This is a genomic window from Bacteroides sp. MSK.20.82, from assembly GCF_019052485.1.
Taxonomy (GTDB): Bacteria; Bacteroidota; Bacteroidia; order Bacteroidales; family Bacteroidaceae; genus Bacteroides; species Bacteroides thetaiotaomicron.
Genome location: NZ_JAHQUN010000003.1, coordinates 316,776 through 333,411 on the forward strand (window position 1 = coordinate 316,776; position 16,636 = coordinate 333,411).

Consider the following 16,636-nt stretch of genomic DNA (forward strand, 5'->3'; position numbering starts at 1 on the left):
AAACAACTTGATTATGAAGATAGAAGATAAACTTGTAGCGTCCGTCATCAACGGACTAAAAGCACTTTACGGTCAGGAAGTCCCTGAGAAGATGGTGCAGTTGCAAAAAACGAAGAAAGAATTTGAAGGACATTTGACACTGGTCGTGTTCCCTTTTCTGAAAATGTCAAGAAAAGGACCGGAACAGACAGCGCAGGAAATTGGCGAATATCTGAAGGCGAACGAACCGGCTGTAGCTGCTTTCAATGTAATAAAAGGCTTTTTGAATCTGACTATTGCATCGGCTACCTGGATTGAGTTGCTGAATGAGATTCAGTCGGATGAAGAGTACGGCCTGGTGAAAGCTACCGAAACTTCTCCGTTGGTGATGATTGAGTATTCTTCACCGAATACCAACAAGCCGCTTCACTTAGGTCATGTGCGCAACAATCTTTTGGGAAATGCGCTGGCTAACATTGTGGCTGCAAACGGAAACAGAGTAGTAAAGACGAATATAGTAAACGACCGTGGTATCCATATCTGCAAATCCATGCTGGCATGGAAGAAATACGGAAACGGCGAAACTCCTGAAAGCACCGGCAAGAAAGGTGATCATCTGGTAGGCGACTACTATGTGTCTTTCGACAAGCATTATAAAGCGGAACTTGCCGAACTGATGGAAAAAGGCATGACGAAAGAGGAAGCGGAAGCTGCTTCTCCGTTGATGCAGGAAGCCCGCGAAATGTTGGTGAAATGGGAAGCCGGTGATCCGGAAGTACGTGCCCTGTGGGAGATGATGAACAACTGGGTGTATGCCGGATTTGATGAGACTTACCGGAAGATGGGGGTCGGCTTCGATAAGATATATTATGAATCCAATACTTATCTTGAAGGAAAAGAGAAAGTAATGGAGGGACTGGAAAAAGGCTTTTTCTTCAAAAAAGAAGACGGCTCTGTCTGGGTTGACCTGACTGCCGAGGGGCTGGATCATAAGCTGCTTCTTCGTGGCGATGGAACCTCTGTTTATATGACGCAGGATATTGGCACGGCCAAACTTCGTTTCGCTGATTATCCGATTGATAAAATGATTTATGTCGTTGGTAACGAACAGAATTATCACTTCCAGGTACTTTCTATTCTGTTGGATAAACTCGGTTTTGAATGGGGTAAAGGCCTTGTACATTTCTCTTATGGTATGGTAGAATTGCCGGAAGGTAAGATGAAATCTCGTGAAGGAACAGTCGTTGATGCCGATGACCTGATGGAAGAGATGGTATCGACTGCAAAAGAAACTTCGCAGGAACTCGGAAAACTGGATGGTCTGACGCAGGAAGAAGCAGATGATATTGCCCGTATTGTCGGTCTGGGTGCTTTGAAGTACTTTATTCTCAAAGTAGATGCCCGTAAGAATATGACTTTCAATCCGAAAGAGTCTATCGACTTCAATGGTAATACAGGACCGTTCATTCAATATACGTATGCCCGTATTCAGTCTGTGCTTCGTAAAGCGGCTGAGTCTGGAATTGTGATACCTGAACAGATTCCTGCTGGTATCGAACTGAGCGAGAAGGAAGAAGGATTGATTCAGTTGGTTGCTGACTTTGCGGCAGTTGTAAAACAGGCCGGAGAAGACTACAGTCCGTCTATTATCGCGAATTATACCTATGATCTGGTGAAAGAATATAATCAGTTCTACCATGATTTCAGCATTCTGCGTGAAGAGAATGAGGCGGTAAAAGTATTCCGTATTGCTCTGTCTGCCAATGTAGCAAAAGTGGTTCGTTTAGGAATGGGCTTGTTGGGCATTGAGGTACCTTCCAGAATGTAATACCTGCCCTGAACAAAATATATTTATGTGTTCCGGAACGGGACTGGGATGTTGTTGAATAGAAAAAGACTGTCCGAAAAGGAATTGTACTCTATCTTTAAGAAAGACTTTGGGTAAAGTTAATGATAGGGATTACATACTTTTCAGACAGTCTTTTTTATTATTGGGTAATTACTTTCGAATTATCAGGGTCTTTCCACCAATATGGATTGGAAGCGCCGAAGCTGGATGCCCAGTCACCAAATTTAGGATACGCTTCCAAAATGCTTGTCGTTTCTACTGGTACAAGGAAATCGGTACCACGTTTAGTTCCTACACTGATACCGCTAATCTGCAGTCCCGTTGGCATATTCTCATTATTTACATAATATAATCCCTCATCAGGCCTGGATACATCACTACCTGTGCCGAAATAAGAGAAATTCATTTTACTTGTTGGAGGGAATTTCACAATATGTGCTTCTTTATCACGTCCTGTATTGGCAGAAATGATGATAAAGGGGTTCATATTAAATTTGCTGTATGTTTGTTCCCAAAATTTGTTATTAAAGAAAGGAGTAAATGCTGTTTCTGTAAATCTTTCTTGGGCGACGTCTATCGTTACAGTAAACGTTTTGTTTATAGCTGCTTTTTGATTGTCAAAAAGGATAATAGTGGGATAATTTTGACCAGGTTCCCGGTCTTGCCCTTCCATGAATTGTGAGACGATTCCGCCGGATTCTACGGTTATTTTCTTTATATCACTATTTGCTATACCTGTGAGCTGGTAACCAAAACCGTTTTGCCAGTTTGCGCCATCATGTTTAGGCACAAATGTATCTATAACTTTTACGACTTTACTTGTGAGAACACTCTTATAAATTTCGCGCTTATATTCGACAATCATATCATTCATGTCATAATCTCCTTTGGATGGCCAAAAATCTTCAAATGATAATACACCTTTAAAGGAGTTATAAATCTCTTTGTTGTCAATGGATTTGTCTGGGAGTTCTTCTACACCACCAGTCTCAATGGCTGATCCATCTGAGAAATCAAGATAGAATACGGCATCGCCAAAGTTTCCTTTTCTGGTATTATCTCCTGTCGGTTCAAAGTTGGTTGCATCCTCCATACCAAATGCAACGACTTCTCCTGATTTGTTCTTTAGGGCAATGGTACGGTGTTCTTTGCTCTTATTCAGATCACGAATAGAATAGAAAGTACGTTTATTATTCATAATCTCCTTTGTGCCTTGGTTGTAGGAAGACTCAATAAGAAACCATGCTATGCTTACTCCCGCAGGGAACTCGTTCACGAACTTTGTGCCATCCCAATATTTCAGTTCTACTCTGTCGCCGGTATACATACTACCTGCTGTACTGCTGGAATTACACACGGCAGTCGATATGCGCGGATAGGCAATGATCGGTGTAACTTGACTTATATCAGTCGGCTTCTGATCGGTAGGGTAGGTGAAATAACCGACTGTGTTTTGTTTGGTACCTGTACTGCTGAGCATAACCAGTCCTATTTCTGTTGGTTTCTTAACATTGATTTCTATATTTACATTATCACCTATATATTCAGGATAATAATCTTCCATCGCTGCACTTCCACCCGGCTTAATAAAAACTTCACGGATATTATACATGAGCTGCCCATCTATTTCCGTTGGAGTAGAAGAAAGATAAGTAGGACATCCTATCTCATTCCATTCACCTAAAACCTGGAAACCTTCCGGATATTTGTAGCCGCTATTGGTAACCCCTCTACTCGTACCCTTCGCATTTCTCTTACTTTGTATAAAAGCTTGCTGATCAAAAGATACTTTTCCGTTTGTAATTTGTAGCTGAATCGGGCTGACAGTTCCAAGATAGTCTGAATAAAGGTAAAGTTCTGTAAGATAAGACGGAATAGATATGAAATCATTAAAGATTCCTTTTTTATCCGTAGCCCCGCGATAGACAGGCTCTTCTTTTGTCTTGATAATGTTTCCATCCTTATCTTCCGATAGCGGATTTTCGGCATATAACTCAAAAACAACCTGATAATTTAAACCATAGTTTAAATCAACTGTGCAACTGGAGGATGTTGTAAAGCCAAAGTATTCATCTGCAGTTTTTTCTTCTGGAGCCTGATATAAGTCCTTTTCCATACAACTGGCTAACGAGAGTGCGCATAGTACCCCCATTGAGAGAGATTTGAAATTGTTTGTTTGCATAACTGTGTTCTGATAATTTGATTGTGACCCGCAAATGTATGCATTTAATATATCAAAACAAAGAGTTAGGAAATAAATCGTTTAAAAAGAAATATATAGCATGGTAAATACAACAAAAGTCCGGTAACCAGTTGATATAGGTTACCGGACTTTGATGTCTCATTGGATGCAAATATTATTTCTTTTTTGCGGTTCGTTTACCTTTGGCAGAAGTGCCAGGACCTTTCTCATCTTGTATTTTGATTAGATCGAAGCAACTCTTCAAACTCAGATCTTGAGGAACAATGTCTTTAGGGATCTTGTAATTATTACCTTTGTATGCAATGTAAGGTCCGTACCGACCATTCAGAATCTCCAGTTCCGGTTCTTCATCAAATTTTTTGATATGGCGTTCTGCTTCTTTCGTCCGTTTTTCCAGAATCAGCTGCTCTGCTTCTTCCAGAGTAACTTTCATCGGATCAAGTGTTTTCGGCAGTGATACATATACCTTGTTATGCTGGATGTAAGGACCAAAGCGACCTATACCTACAGTGACAGTCTTTCCTTCATACTCACCTAAAGTACGCGGTAGCTTGAACAGTTCCAGCGCTTCCTCTAGGGTAATGGTCTCCATGGACTGCCCTTTCTTCATCTGGGCAAAGCGAGGCTTCTCTTCATCATCTGCGGCACCGATCTGTACTACAGGGCCGAAACGACCGATTTTCACAGATACAGGCTTGCCTGTTTCCGGTTCTTCTCCCAGCATACGTTCGCCGACTTTATGTTCTGTCTTTATGGATAATGTCTTCTCTACTGCCGGATGGAACTGATCATAGAAAGTCTTCATGATCGAAGTCCATTTTACTTCTCCTTCCGCTATTTCGTCAAATTCCTTTTCTACACTGGCGGTAAAGTTGTAATCCAGAATATCCGGGAAGTATTCGGTAAGGAAGTCATTCACCACAGTTCCTGTATCTGTAGGAAAGAGTTTCGACTTTTCTGCTCCCGTCACTTCATTGTGACTTTCATCTTTAATCTGATTGTCTTTCAGTGTCAGCACATTAAATGTACGCTCTTCACCGTCTTTATTTCCTTTTTCCACATATTCGCGTTGCTGAATAGTAGAAATCGTAGGAGCGTATGTGGACGGACGACCGATACCCAGCTCTTCCAGTTTACGTACAAGGCTTGCTTCCGTATAGCGTGGCGGGCGTTGAGTGAAACGTTCAGTGGCAACGATAGGTCCATATTCCAGTTTCTGGCCTTTTTTTAAAGGAGGCAACAGACGGCTCTCATCTTCCTGTTCATTCTCATCGTCGTAAGACTCACGGTATACACGTAGGAAACCATCGAACTTGATAACTTCGCCGATGGCAGTGAATGCATCACCGCTTTTGCTTATAGAGATAGTAGCAGTAGTCTTTTCCAGTTCCGCATCCGCCATTTGTGATGCGATGGTGCGCTTCCAGATCAGATCATACAGTTTCTTTTCCTGTGCTGTGCCTTCTATGGATTGATTTTCCATGTAAGTCGGACGAATGGCTTCGTGCGCTTCCTGTGCTCCCTTCGTCTTTGTTTCGAAGTGGCGCGGATGTACATAGCGTTCGCCCATCATCTGTATGATAGCGTCTTTGCTGCTGGCTGTTGCATATTCCGACAGGTTGACGGAGTCCGTACGCATATAAGTGATAAATCCGGATTCGTACAAACGTTGTGCGATCATCATCGTTTGTGCTACGGTATATCCCAGTTTGCGTGCCGCTTCCTGTTGCAGGGTGGAAGTTGTGAACGGAGCCGGCGGTGTTTTCTTTACCGGACGGGTAGTTATATCTTCAATCGTAAAAGTCGCTCCCTTACATGCGTCAAGGAATGCTTTTGCTTCTTCTTTCGTTTTGATACGGCGTGATAGTTCCGCTTTCATTTCTACCAGCTTGCCGTCTGTATCGGGAACCAGGAATATGGCAATAACCCGGTAAGCGGCTTCTGATTTGAACGCATGAATTTCGCGTTCACGTTCTACAATCAGGCGGACAGCTACCGACTGTACGCGTCCTGCCGACAGAGATGGTTTAACTTTTCTCCAAAGTACAGGAGACAATTCAAAACCTACAATTCTATCCAGGATTCGTCGTGCCTGCTGTGCATTTACGAGGTTGAGGTCGATATTGCGTGGTTGCTCGATTGCTTTTAAAATAGCACCTTTGGTAATTTCGTGAAATACGATTCGCTTTGTGTTTTCCGGTTTTAGTTTTAATACTTCATACAGATGCCAGGCAATAGCTTCTCCCTCGCGGTCCTCATCGGATGCGAGCCATACGGTTTCTGCCTCTTTAGCTTCTGCTTTCAGCGTGCTGACCAAAGCCTTTTTGTCTGCCGGAATTTCATAATCGGGTTTAAAATTCTTATCTACGTCGATACTGAATTCTTTCTTCTTCAGATCACGTATATGTCCGTAACTAGAAAGGACTTTGAAATCTTTCCCGAGAAATTTTTCAATCGTTTTTGCTTTTGCCGGAGACTCGACAATGACAAGGTTTTTTTGCATAATTCTTTCTTTTATAATGGCTTGTACCATAATATTTCGGGGCAAAAGTAAAAAAAAAGATTCGCCCTACCTTATAATATAAGGAGAAACTAATATTTTTTTGGAAAAAAATAGGTTTTGAGTAAATCTGCATTTCTTTTGTATGTGCAAGTATTATTAAAGAAATGTTCTATAATTAAGGGGAAATTAATATAAAACAGTTTTATTTAAATAGAATTTCCTATATTTACACCTTTGTACAGTATTATGTGGCTATTTATGAGAAAGATTCTATTTAAAATATATCTATTGTTTTTCTTTGTAGGTATTGCACAACCTATATTGAGCCAGTCTCCTTATTATTATTACAAACAACTCGGAATAAAGGAAGGACTCTCACAGTCGAAAGTACAATGTGTTCTGAATGATCATCGGGGGTATCTTTGGATTGGTACGGAATCCGGTTTGAATTGTTATGACCGTGACCATCTGAAGCAATATCTGCATCGGCCGGGAGATGAAAGAACACTGCCTTCCAACAATATCACTTTTATCGCCGAGGACTCTTTATGCAATCTATGGGTAGCTACGATGAACGGCATTTGCCTTTACGACAGAGGGAGTGATAGTTTCAGAACTTTATCGAATAATGGTAAACCGATCTATGTTGCTTCCTATTTATTGGTTGAAGGAGGAATCTTACTGGGAGGATCAGGAGCTATATACAAATATGTCTATGCCACTAATAAGCTGGAACCTTTGTATTATGCGCAAGACCCTGTTTATTACAATCCCTTTTGGCAGATGATACGTTATGATGAAGAGAATATCCTGCTCAATTCACGTTGGCACGGCATATATTCCTTCAATATGAAGACGTATGAAGTGAAGAAAATAGAGTCGTTTACAGAAAATAACTATACCAGTATCTATCTGGACTCCTACAAGCGTCTGTGGGTAAGTGTTTATGGTAACGGACTGTATTGCTATCAGGGAGACCAGTTGATAAAACACTTTACGGCGTCAAATTCTCCTTTGACGTATGATGTCATTCATGATATCATGGAGAGAGATAATCAGCTTTGGGTAGCCACTGATGGTGGTGGAATCAATATAATCTCTTTAGATGATTTCTCATTTACTAATATTCAACAAAAACAGGATGATGTTCATTCCTTTCCAGCCAATACTATATACCGCCTCTATCTGGACCCGGCCAATAATATGTGGGCAGGCAGTATCAGAAGAGGGTTGATTGGTATAAAGAATGTGTATGCCTGTTCTTATCAGAACGTTCCTTTTGGCAATCTGTACGGATTAAGCAACCAGACTATTAATAGTTTCTTTCAGGATAGTGACGGAATAGTCTGGGTGGGAACTGATGGGGGAGGTATCAACCGGTTTGATCCGGTATCGGGTACCTTCAAACATTATCCTGCCACCAAATATGAGAAAGTTGTCTCCATTGTGGAATATACTCCTGACGAACTGTTGTTCTTCTCCTTTAATAAAGGACTCTTTATCTTTCATAAGCAAACGGGGCAGATACGTCCCTTTGTGCTGATTGACAAGGAAATGAATGATCAGACCTGTATCAATGGTTTTTCTGTCAATATCCAGCGGATAACGAAGACTAAAATTCTTTTCAGTGCCCAGCATATTTTTATATATGATATGGTCACCCGTAAGTTTGATATAGTGGCTACTATGGGAGAAGAGTACGAGCGTCATTCTCCACTGATAATAGCTACGAAAGGTGCAAAGACATACCTTTCCGATCTGAAGAATATTTGTGAGTATGATTCTTCGGAAGGGACTTTCCGGACGATTTATCAAGGACAATACACTATCAATGACGCCTCTATGGATCAGGATGGTATTTTTTGGCTGGCTTCTACCGAAGGTTTGGTACGTTATGATCCACGGACAGGGAAGAGTGAACTGATAAATACAAGCCTGTTTCAGGATGTAGCTTCTGTTGTTGCCGATAATCAATATCGAATCTGGATAGGAACGAGACGTCATTTATTTGTTTATTCTTCCCGTACCCATAATTTTACTACCTTGGAGGAGGTAGATGGAGTCTTGCCTAACGAATACATCTTTCATGCTACTCTTCTGGCCAAAAACGGAGATGTTTTTGTCGGTGGAACTACAGGCATGACGGTGATAAACTCTGCCGTTCATTTTGATACAGATGAGGATTATACGGTCGAACTGCTGGATGTATTATTAAACGGTCTGCCTGTCTCGTTATCCGAAGAGCCGCAGGAAGCGGCTGAAACAATTCAGATTCCCTGGAACTTTTCTTCCCTGCAACTGAAAGTTCTGCTGAATGAAAGCGATGTGTTCCGCAAGAATTTCTTTCGTTTCAATATAGAGGGGCTCGATCAGGAATTGGCGAGTTCCAATTCAAACTCTTTGGTTATCAATTATCTGCCGATAGGGGAGTATACGATTACCGCTTCTTATTATACCCGTGACGGAGGGTGGAGTATGAAACAACCCATTCTGCATGTTGTGGTTACTCCGCCTTGGTGGAAGACCGGTTGGTTCTATGTGGGATTATATATATTGTTGGGAGCAGTGGCTTATAGCATTGTCTACTACTTCTATCGCAAGAAGAAAGCCAAACAGAAGCGGGAGATTATGCGTCTGAAAAATAAGATGTATGAAGAAAAGATTAATTTCCTGACGAACATCAGTCATGAACTTCGCACTCCTCTTACACTGATTTGTGCACCATTGAAGCGTATTATCAATCAGGAGTCGGACAAGCAGGATGTGGAAAAGTTGTTGGTCCCGATCTATAAGCAGGCATATCAGATGAAGAATATTATTGATATGGTACTTGATGTAAGGAAACTGGAAGAAGGAAAAGATATGCTGCATATATTGCCGCATCCTTTGAATGAGTGGGTGCGCTCTGTCGGAGATAAGTTCATCAATGAGTTTCATGTGAAAGGTATCAGACTCGAATATGAGTTGGACGAACAGATAAAAGAGGTACCTTTCGATCAGAATAAGTGCGAGTTCGTTCTTTCTAACTTCCTGATGAATGCGTTGAAGTTTAGCGAATCGGGCACCACTACTACACTGATTACCACCTTGTCACAAGAGAAAGACTGGGTTCGGATCTCTGTCAGGGATGAAGGGATGGGACTGAATATGGTAGACACAGACTCTCTTTTCTCCAGTTTCTATCAGGGGGGACATGAAAAAGGAGGAAGCGGCATCGGATTATCCTATGCGAAGAGTCTCATCACACACCATAAAGGAAGAGTGGGCGCTTCGAATGCAGCGGGAAAAGGGGCCATCTTTTATTTTGAACTACCCTTATTCACGGATACTTGCGGACAGCTGGAACCGGCTTCTGTGGAAGCAGCTACAGGCGTGGAAGTGAATGAACCGGATAGAATCGATTATACCTTCCTGAAAAAATATTCAGTGATGGTGGTCGAAGATACTCCCGAACTGCGAAGTTATCTGAAAGAAACGCTGAGTAATTATTTTGCCCGTGTATATGTTGCCAAGGATGGGAAAGAGGGATTGGAACAGATCAAAGACCGATTGCCGGATATTATCATCAGTGATGTCATGATGCCCCGGATGAATGGGTTTGAACTTTGCCGGGAAGTGAAGACTAATCTGGATATCAGCCATATTCCTTTTGTCTTATTGACCGCCTATCATAATTCTCAGAATATGTATACCGGTTATAAGACTGGAGCGGACGCCTTTTTGCCGAAACCTTTCGAAATAGACGGTTTGCTGGCATTGATTCATAATCAGTTGAGGCAGCGCGAACAGATACGGGCAAGATATAAAGATGATAAGCTCTTGACGCATAAGGAAGTGAGCTTTAGTAATGCGGATGAGACTTTCCTGCTGAAATTGAATACATTGATTGCGGATAATATGAGTAATCCGGATCTGGATGTTGCGTTTATAGCTACTAATATGTGTATCAGTCGTTCGTTATTATTCAATAAAGTGAAGGCCATCACGGGTATGGGGATTGTAGACTATGTGAATAAGCAGCGCATTGAGCAGTCAATCGTGTTACTTACTACTACTACCATGAACATTACTGAAATCTCCGAAGTGGTCGGCTTCTCTTCTTTGCGTTATTTCAGTAAGGTTTTCAAGTCTATTAAAGGAGAGATTCCTTCCGCTTATAGGAAGCAGGATAAGTAAATCGCATTGATAACTTGGACTTAGGAACATATACTAGAAATAAAAAAATAAATATTAGTCTCATACTCTCATTCTATATGAGGTAAATAGCATATAATCAGTGTGATATACAATGAGAGATACTTCTTCTATAAGGTATCTCTCATTGTTTTCTACGCAAAATGCCTTCAATTTAGCTTATCTCTCCTCCTTTTTTGCTCATCTCTCATTCCCTTTCCTTGCGTAAGTAGGTAAAACTGTCTGCCTTTTGAGGGTTAATATCTCATATATCAGTTTCAAATAATAGGTACTTTGTAGCTCGGATACCTTATATCTTTGCCATATCAAGCCTATATACTTATGTTTTCTTACCGACATCTTCATCGTTCCACCCGGGTGAAACGATCTTGCCACTAGAGTGGAGAAATCTGTTCACTCTAGTGATGAGATCAGATCACTCGAGTGGAACGATGAAGATCTCCTATTAAAAATCTGATAACAATAGGTGAAAAGCACAACAGGATAGGGTCTTCTGCATAAGAGAAAGCGGTATATCTCGTCTATTCCATCATTTCTCTGCCTACAACGTTTATGAGCTTTAAGTCATAGTTATCATTGTGGGCATCTTGGAATAATTGCCAGATCATCACGCCGGCATAGTCGTTTTCTTTGATGAACTTACATTTGTTGGCTATAGTAGGGCGGCCGTTATAATAAGTCTTGCCTATATTATCCTTGTCCGCTGCTTCATTTCCAAGATGTTTGAGTATGCCGCTATAGCGGATTCCACGAACGTCATCCACTGCGCCTTGCAGACTTTCCTCCCAGGAATATCCATAAAAAGGAAGTCCTCCCACTATTTTACTTTTGGATGCCCGACATTGTTCATTCCAGTATTTGAGGTCTTTCACAAAGTCATCGTATGAAGCATGCTGGACCGGTTTATCGGTAAACGCTCCCCGGTCATAACTCATCAGGTTGATATAGTCGAAGTATTGCTCCCATTCGGTTCCGTAATTAAGCCAGCGGCTGTTGACGGCACAGGTCATCAGCATATTTTTCTCTTTTGCCAGGTATAAACCTCTGGCAAAAACCAATAATGAGGGGAAATTCTTATCCCAGTTGTCATATTCCTCATAATCGATGTCGAAGCCGTCCAGTTTATATTCTTTAGTGAATGCAATAATCTGCTGTATCAGTTCTTTTCTGGCTTTCGGATCATTGATGGCGGTAGTGAATTCTCCCGGACTGTTCTTAGCCAAAGATATCAGAATCTTGACATTATGCTTGTGAGCCGTTTCACGTACACTTTCAATTCTCTTCCGGACAGGATTAATGTTTAGAGTGCCGTCTGCTTTTACTCTTGCAAAGCTGGCATTGATATGCGTCAGATATTTCCATTCTATCGTAGGAAATAAACTTTCAAACTCCCAGTCGTCAAGCGCAAGGTAGCCGATAACTACTTTCTGGGTGACTTCCGGTTGGGGCTGAGGCTGCGGTTGAGGCACATTGGGCACCTGTGGGTTGTTGGTATTAGAAGAGGGTCCGCAACTAGTGAATAAAATGCTTACAGCCGTTAATAATGCGTATAATACATGTTTCATGTTTAATAAGTAAAAAAGATTTAATACCCGAAAACAAATAGAGGAATGAAAGTTTTGAATAGTCTCTATACTTCCATTCCTCCTTCTTTAGAAGTTCCTAAAAACCTTGGCTCCTACCTTAAAACCTATTTATCTAACTTGGTTATTTTTACCCAGTCAATTTCCATGATGGCAGGTAAGTTGGCATCATCGATAGGACCTGCCCATGAGCCCGGTCTGTCTCCTCCTAATCCCATGTTCAGGATGAGATAGAATGAAGAATCTTTTGTGAACGGCCATTGCTTCATTTCTGCTTCATTCTCCAGTTTCAGGTTTGAGTAAGAGAAAGTCTCCTGTCCATTGACGAAGAAAGTCAGTTTGTCTTCGCTCCATTCTAAAGCGTAGATGTTCCAATCCTGATAATTGCAAGTTACTTGTGCGGTGTTGGACGGATCTTTGATGTTCAAATCATACGTGTAGTGAGTATGTATCGTATGATGGATCGCGGATTCCTGTTTCACATGTTCCATGATATCGATTTCTCCGCAATTCGGCCATCCGTCATAGATATATTTCTTCGGCATCATCCAGATAGCGGGGAATGCGCCATTGGGGTAACTGGTGATTTTGGCTTTTACTTCCACCCGTCCGAAGGTGAAGTCAAACTTACCTTGCGTTTCGATACCGCCGGCTTTGTATTCATCACCTATTTTTTCGGCTTTCAGTATAAGTCTGCCGTCTTTTACGTAAGCCTGGTCATAACTTTCGGACATTTCGTCGTTCCAGTCGGAGCCTGCTTTCTGGCAGAGTACCCATTTGGTCGGGTCCGGATTGCCGTCCACATCGAACTCGTCCATGAAGAGAACGTCCTTCATGGTGTCGTCAAACTTGGTCAGTACGATAGTATAGGTCGTTGTTTGATTGTCTTCGGTGGTGACGGTCACTGTCTGCTCTTTTTTCCAGTTGTGTACAAATGTTGCCGGGTCCGGTGAGATGGTGGCTCCATCGCTCATTAGCGTATAGTCTACGCCGGTGATGGTATTGGCATCCTCGATCGTACCGATTTCCACTCTGTGGGTTGTCTGGTCTATCTTCCCATGATAATAGGAAGTCGTATTCGCTGACACATTATTTACTGCTACGGCAAAATCAGTGAGCGGATATTTCTTTTCCGGAGTGATGTAATTGGTCTCATCATCCGAACAGGCAGCAGTGGAAAATCCGATGATTGCCATGTTCAGTATAAGTAATATTTTTCTTTTCATCATAACTTTTTTGGTTCGTTCATTATTTTACGTTGGTAGTAAAGTACCTGCCAGTTTGTACAGGCAGGTACTTTTTCTTTGTCAATGTTACGTTGGCTATTCGCCCCACTTCAGCGGTTCGATGTATTCCCATTTGCGTAGCGGCAGTGTGCCATCGTTGCAGCGCACCATGATCTGTCCACCTTTCTCAACAAGAATATTTCCTGGTACTTTCCAGTCCTGGGTACCATCGGAGATAGTGGAAATGATAAACTCATCGTTGAGGTACCATTCTACCCTAATCCATGTACCGGTTTCATTTTCTTCTTGCAGGATATTCCATCCCAACTTATTGTCAGCATTCGTATCCAGTGTTTTCACCGTTCCGGCTGCACCGCTAAATACTTTCTGGCTCCATGGAGTAGTGCTGAGGTCACTCTTTCCGCCTGCCACGTGCCAACGGAATTCGGTCCACGGAGTGGCATTAATCATGAAGAACATATTCATGTTGCCGTTGAACGGTCCGATGTAGATATTATATCGTCCAGGCATCAGTTGGCTGCCAAAGTAATAATCTCCGCTCACCTCTCTGTTTTCTTCGTTCACGGTAGTTCTTGATGATTCTGAACTGGCTTGTTTGATTCGTATGGTAGTAGTCACCGGTTCTATTCCTTCTTCATCACTGAGGGAAGAGAGAATGATGGTTCCGTTGCGTACCGAAGAGCTAGTGCTGTATTCTGCTACATTGATAACCAAATCGGCACTTCCATTAAATTCGGTTTGCTCAAATTCATACCATGTTTCGTCTGACGGAATCTCTTTCGTAACTCCCCAGCGTGAATTGGCTACTACGTGAATAGTCAGCTTTCCGCCCACAGCTTCCACTTCATACCACTTGCCGTTTTCGGGCTGTGCGGGTTCAATCTGTACACCATCTTGGGTGATGTTCACTTCCTGTTGTTTGTCACCATTGCGGTCATATAAAGTTACCACTCCGTAACGCATGGCACCGGTATTGGGGGTTGCTTTCAGTTCCACTGTACCGTTTTCCATTCCGGAAGCTCCTTGACTGATGGAAAGCCACTCTTCTCCATCAGTCACCTTGGCTGTCCACTTTTGATTGCTAAGCACACTGAACACTTCGGGCACATTTCCGTTTTTTTCAATCATATCCACTCCTTCGTACTCTAAGTAGGCAGTACCTTTTTGAGTCAGTGTGAATTTTTTACCGGTCCAATAATCGCTCTTGATGTTAATGACCTCAGTACGATCGTCCAAGCTGGTATTTTCCTCACATTTGATGGTTACATCGTATGTCTTTTCCGGGTTATCACCCGTGGCTGGTGAAATGGCATACCAGTCACCTTTGTTTTCTCCGAATATTTCCCATGGATCGGTTGATTTCACCTGGAAAGTGACGCTCAGTTCATCGGTTGTGCCGTCGGCGGGTAGTAGATATGAGTCTTCTACACGGTAGCGCAGGTCGACAGCCTTTTGCTTCTCATCGTCATCACAGCTTTGCAACACAGGAACTGCTGCCAGTAGTGTGAAAAGTCCTAAGAAGGCTATTTTATGTAATTTATCAGATTTCATAAACACTTCAAGTTATTGTTTACACATTTATTCATAAACTTCATAGTCTAACGACTTAAAGACGATGGTACATTCCGGTGAGAATGGACCGCTGAATCCGGAATAGAATATTACGCCTTTATGTCCATCCAAGTCAAAGGCATTGTGTTTCTTACCGGAATAGTATACTTTTCCGTTGATAGAGAATGTTACGTTTACTTTTGTCGCGTCTTCCGGATCAACTTTGGTATCTAACTCAATGGTTTTGATGTCGTTCATGCTTTCTTCCAGCGTAAATTCTTCAGCTGTCCAGTCGTAGTGAAGTTTAAAACTGGATTTTGTTGTTGAATCTTGCGGATAAATTCTGATTTGTATCCAACCTGCACCGTTTGCTGCACCATTCCAGTGCCATGTGTCACCATTCAGGTAAAGGAATCCATCCGTTCCGGCAGGCATATTGACGCTTTCAAAGTTCCAAACGATTTTCCCCTTTCCATAAGAGAAGTTGGGCACATATCTATTTTGCGCATTGCTTCGTATGGTTGCATATCCTGTTTCCGGGTCAATATCTTCGGCTCCGTCTGCCCACATATTTCTAGGCTGTCTCACTTCAACGGGTACACCTTCAAATCCCGGAACATTGCTCTTGGGATAAAGCAACACATGTCCCACTCTTGTAATAAACAAATTGTTGTATCCTGCTTTAAGCGTCAGATTATTACCATCAGCTTCGGCACTTAGCCATTCCTTAAATTCGGCAGGAACCTCTACTTTCCACTCTACGCTGGAGTTGATTTCGATGTTTTTCTCTCCGCCCATGCCATTCAGTTGGTTGGTTTTTTCTTCTTCATTCTTGGGCTCGATGATGATACCGTCTTGTGTAATGGTGAATGATTTCTCCTGAAACTCTGTCTTGACAGTGATTTCAGCTGTTCTTACACCTCCTGTATTTTCTGGTATTGTGATGGTTATGGGAATTTTGTTGCCATCTTCATTACCATCGCCCGAAGCCGGAGAGATTTGTTCTACAAACTGTGTGGAAGGAATTATTTGGAATGGCTTGTTTGACACAATATTGAAAGAGATGGTTCCACCTACTGTCGGCACAATCTGGTCGTAAGGAATTACTACTAAATCTTCTTTCGAAGCCTGCTCGATAGTAACTACCTTGGTGCCTTCAACGCCTTCTGCCTTGATAGTCAGTTTGGCTGTACGTGCTTTCTTTCCTGTATTGTTTTCCATTGTCACCACAATCTCCGACACAAGTGAGCTGGCTGCACTCATCGAAGGAGTCGGCTTGCACCACTGCTGGTCACTTTCGATCGTCCAGGGAGTGTTGGAGCTGATGTTGAACACTACATTGCTTGGAGAAGTTGCCAAAGCAGTATAAGACTCCAAAGCATCTATCTGGATATTGAGAGGACCTTCCGGCTGTGAGTCGATGTCAAACTCCTGGCATGCTACAAAACTGAATGTGCACAGTGCAAGAATCAGTTGCATTAACGTGTTGCTATATAACTTTTTCATATATCTTTTAAATATTAGATT

Annotated in this window: 8 protein-coding genes; 2 read left to right on the top strand and 6 right to left on the bottom strand. The window is 42.1% G+C overall.

All coding sequences use genetic code 11. The features are described 5' to 3' along the window. Positions 1–13 precede the first annotated feature (13 nt). Positions 14–1,807, top strand: a complete 1,794-nt coding sequence (argS, locus tag KTR07_RS05380; RefSeq protein WP_008765307.1) for an arginine--tRNA ligase — start codon at positions 14–16, stop codon at positions 1,805–1,807. Positions 1,808–1,967: 160 nt separating this feature from the next. On the opposite strand, the gene KTR07_RS05385 is transcribed toward argS, so the two are convergent. Beyond that, positions 1,968–4,010 carry an LruC domain-containing protein gene (locus KTR07_RS05385; RefSeq protein WP_224200501.1) on the bottom strand — a complete coding sequence of 681 codons (2,043 nt, stop codon included), beginning with the start codon at positions 4,008–4,010 and terminating at the stop codon, positions 1,968–1,970. A gap of 175 nt (positions 4,011–4,185) precedes the next feature. Beyond that, the gene (gene topA, locus KTR07_RS05390; RefSeq protein WP_008765309.1) at positions 4,186–6,534 is read right to left on the bottom strand and encodes a type I DNA topoisomerase; all 2,349 of its coding nucleotides are present in this window, start codon (positions 6,532–6,534) and stop codon (positions 4,186–4,188) included. 258 nt (positions 6,535–6,792) lie between these two features. Between topA and KTR07_RS05395 the strand changes: the two genes are divergently transcribed. Next, complete coding sequence (locus KTR07_RS05395; protein ID WP_117978025.1) at positions 6,793–10,710, top strand: two-component regulator propeller domain-containing protein; 3,918 nt, start codon at positions 6,793–6,795, stop codon at positions 10,708–10,710. A gap of 539 nt (positions 10,711–11,249) precedes the next feature. On the opposite strand, the gene KTR07_RS05400 is transcribed toward KTR07_RS05395, so the two are convergent. The 4 genes from KTR07_RS05400 to KTR07_RS05415 form a co-directional block, all read right to left on the bottom strand. Next, positions 11,250–12,293, bottom strand: coding sequence for a glycosyl hydrolase family 18 protein (locus tag KTR07_RS05400; RefSeq protein ID WP_011108502.1), 1,044 nt, complete (start codon positions 12,291–12,293; stop codon positions 11,250–11,252). A 125-nt stretch (positions 12,294–12,418) separates the two neighbouring features. Then, positions 12,419–13,540, bottom strand: coding sequence for a DUF4971 domain-containing protein (locus KTR07_RS05405; protein ID WP_225011825.1), 1,122 nt, complete (start codon positions 13,538–13,540; stop codon positions 12,419–12,421). 93 nt (positions 13,541–13,633) lie between these two features. Beyond that, positions 13,634–15,109: a BACON domain-containing protein gene (locus KTR07_RS05410; RefSeq protein WP_008765315.1), complete on the bottom strand. Its 1,476-nt coding sequence runs from the start codon at positions 15,107–15,109 to the stop codon at positions 13,634–13,636. A gap of 27 nt (positions 15,110–15,136) precedes the next feature. Beyond that, positions 15,137–16,615: a BACON domain-containing protein gene (locus KTR07_RS05415; RefSeq protein ID WP_011108500.1), complete on the bottom strand. Its 1,479-nt coding sequence runs from the start codon at positions 16,613–16,615 to the stop codon at positions 15,137–15,139. Between the last annotated feature and the right edge of the window lie 21 nt (positions 16,616–16,636).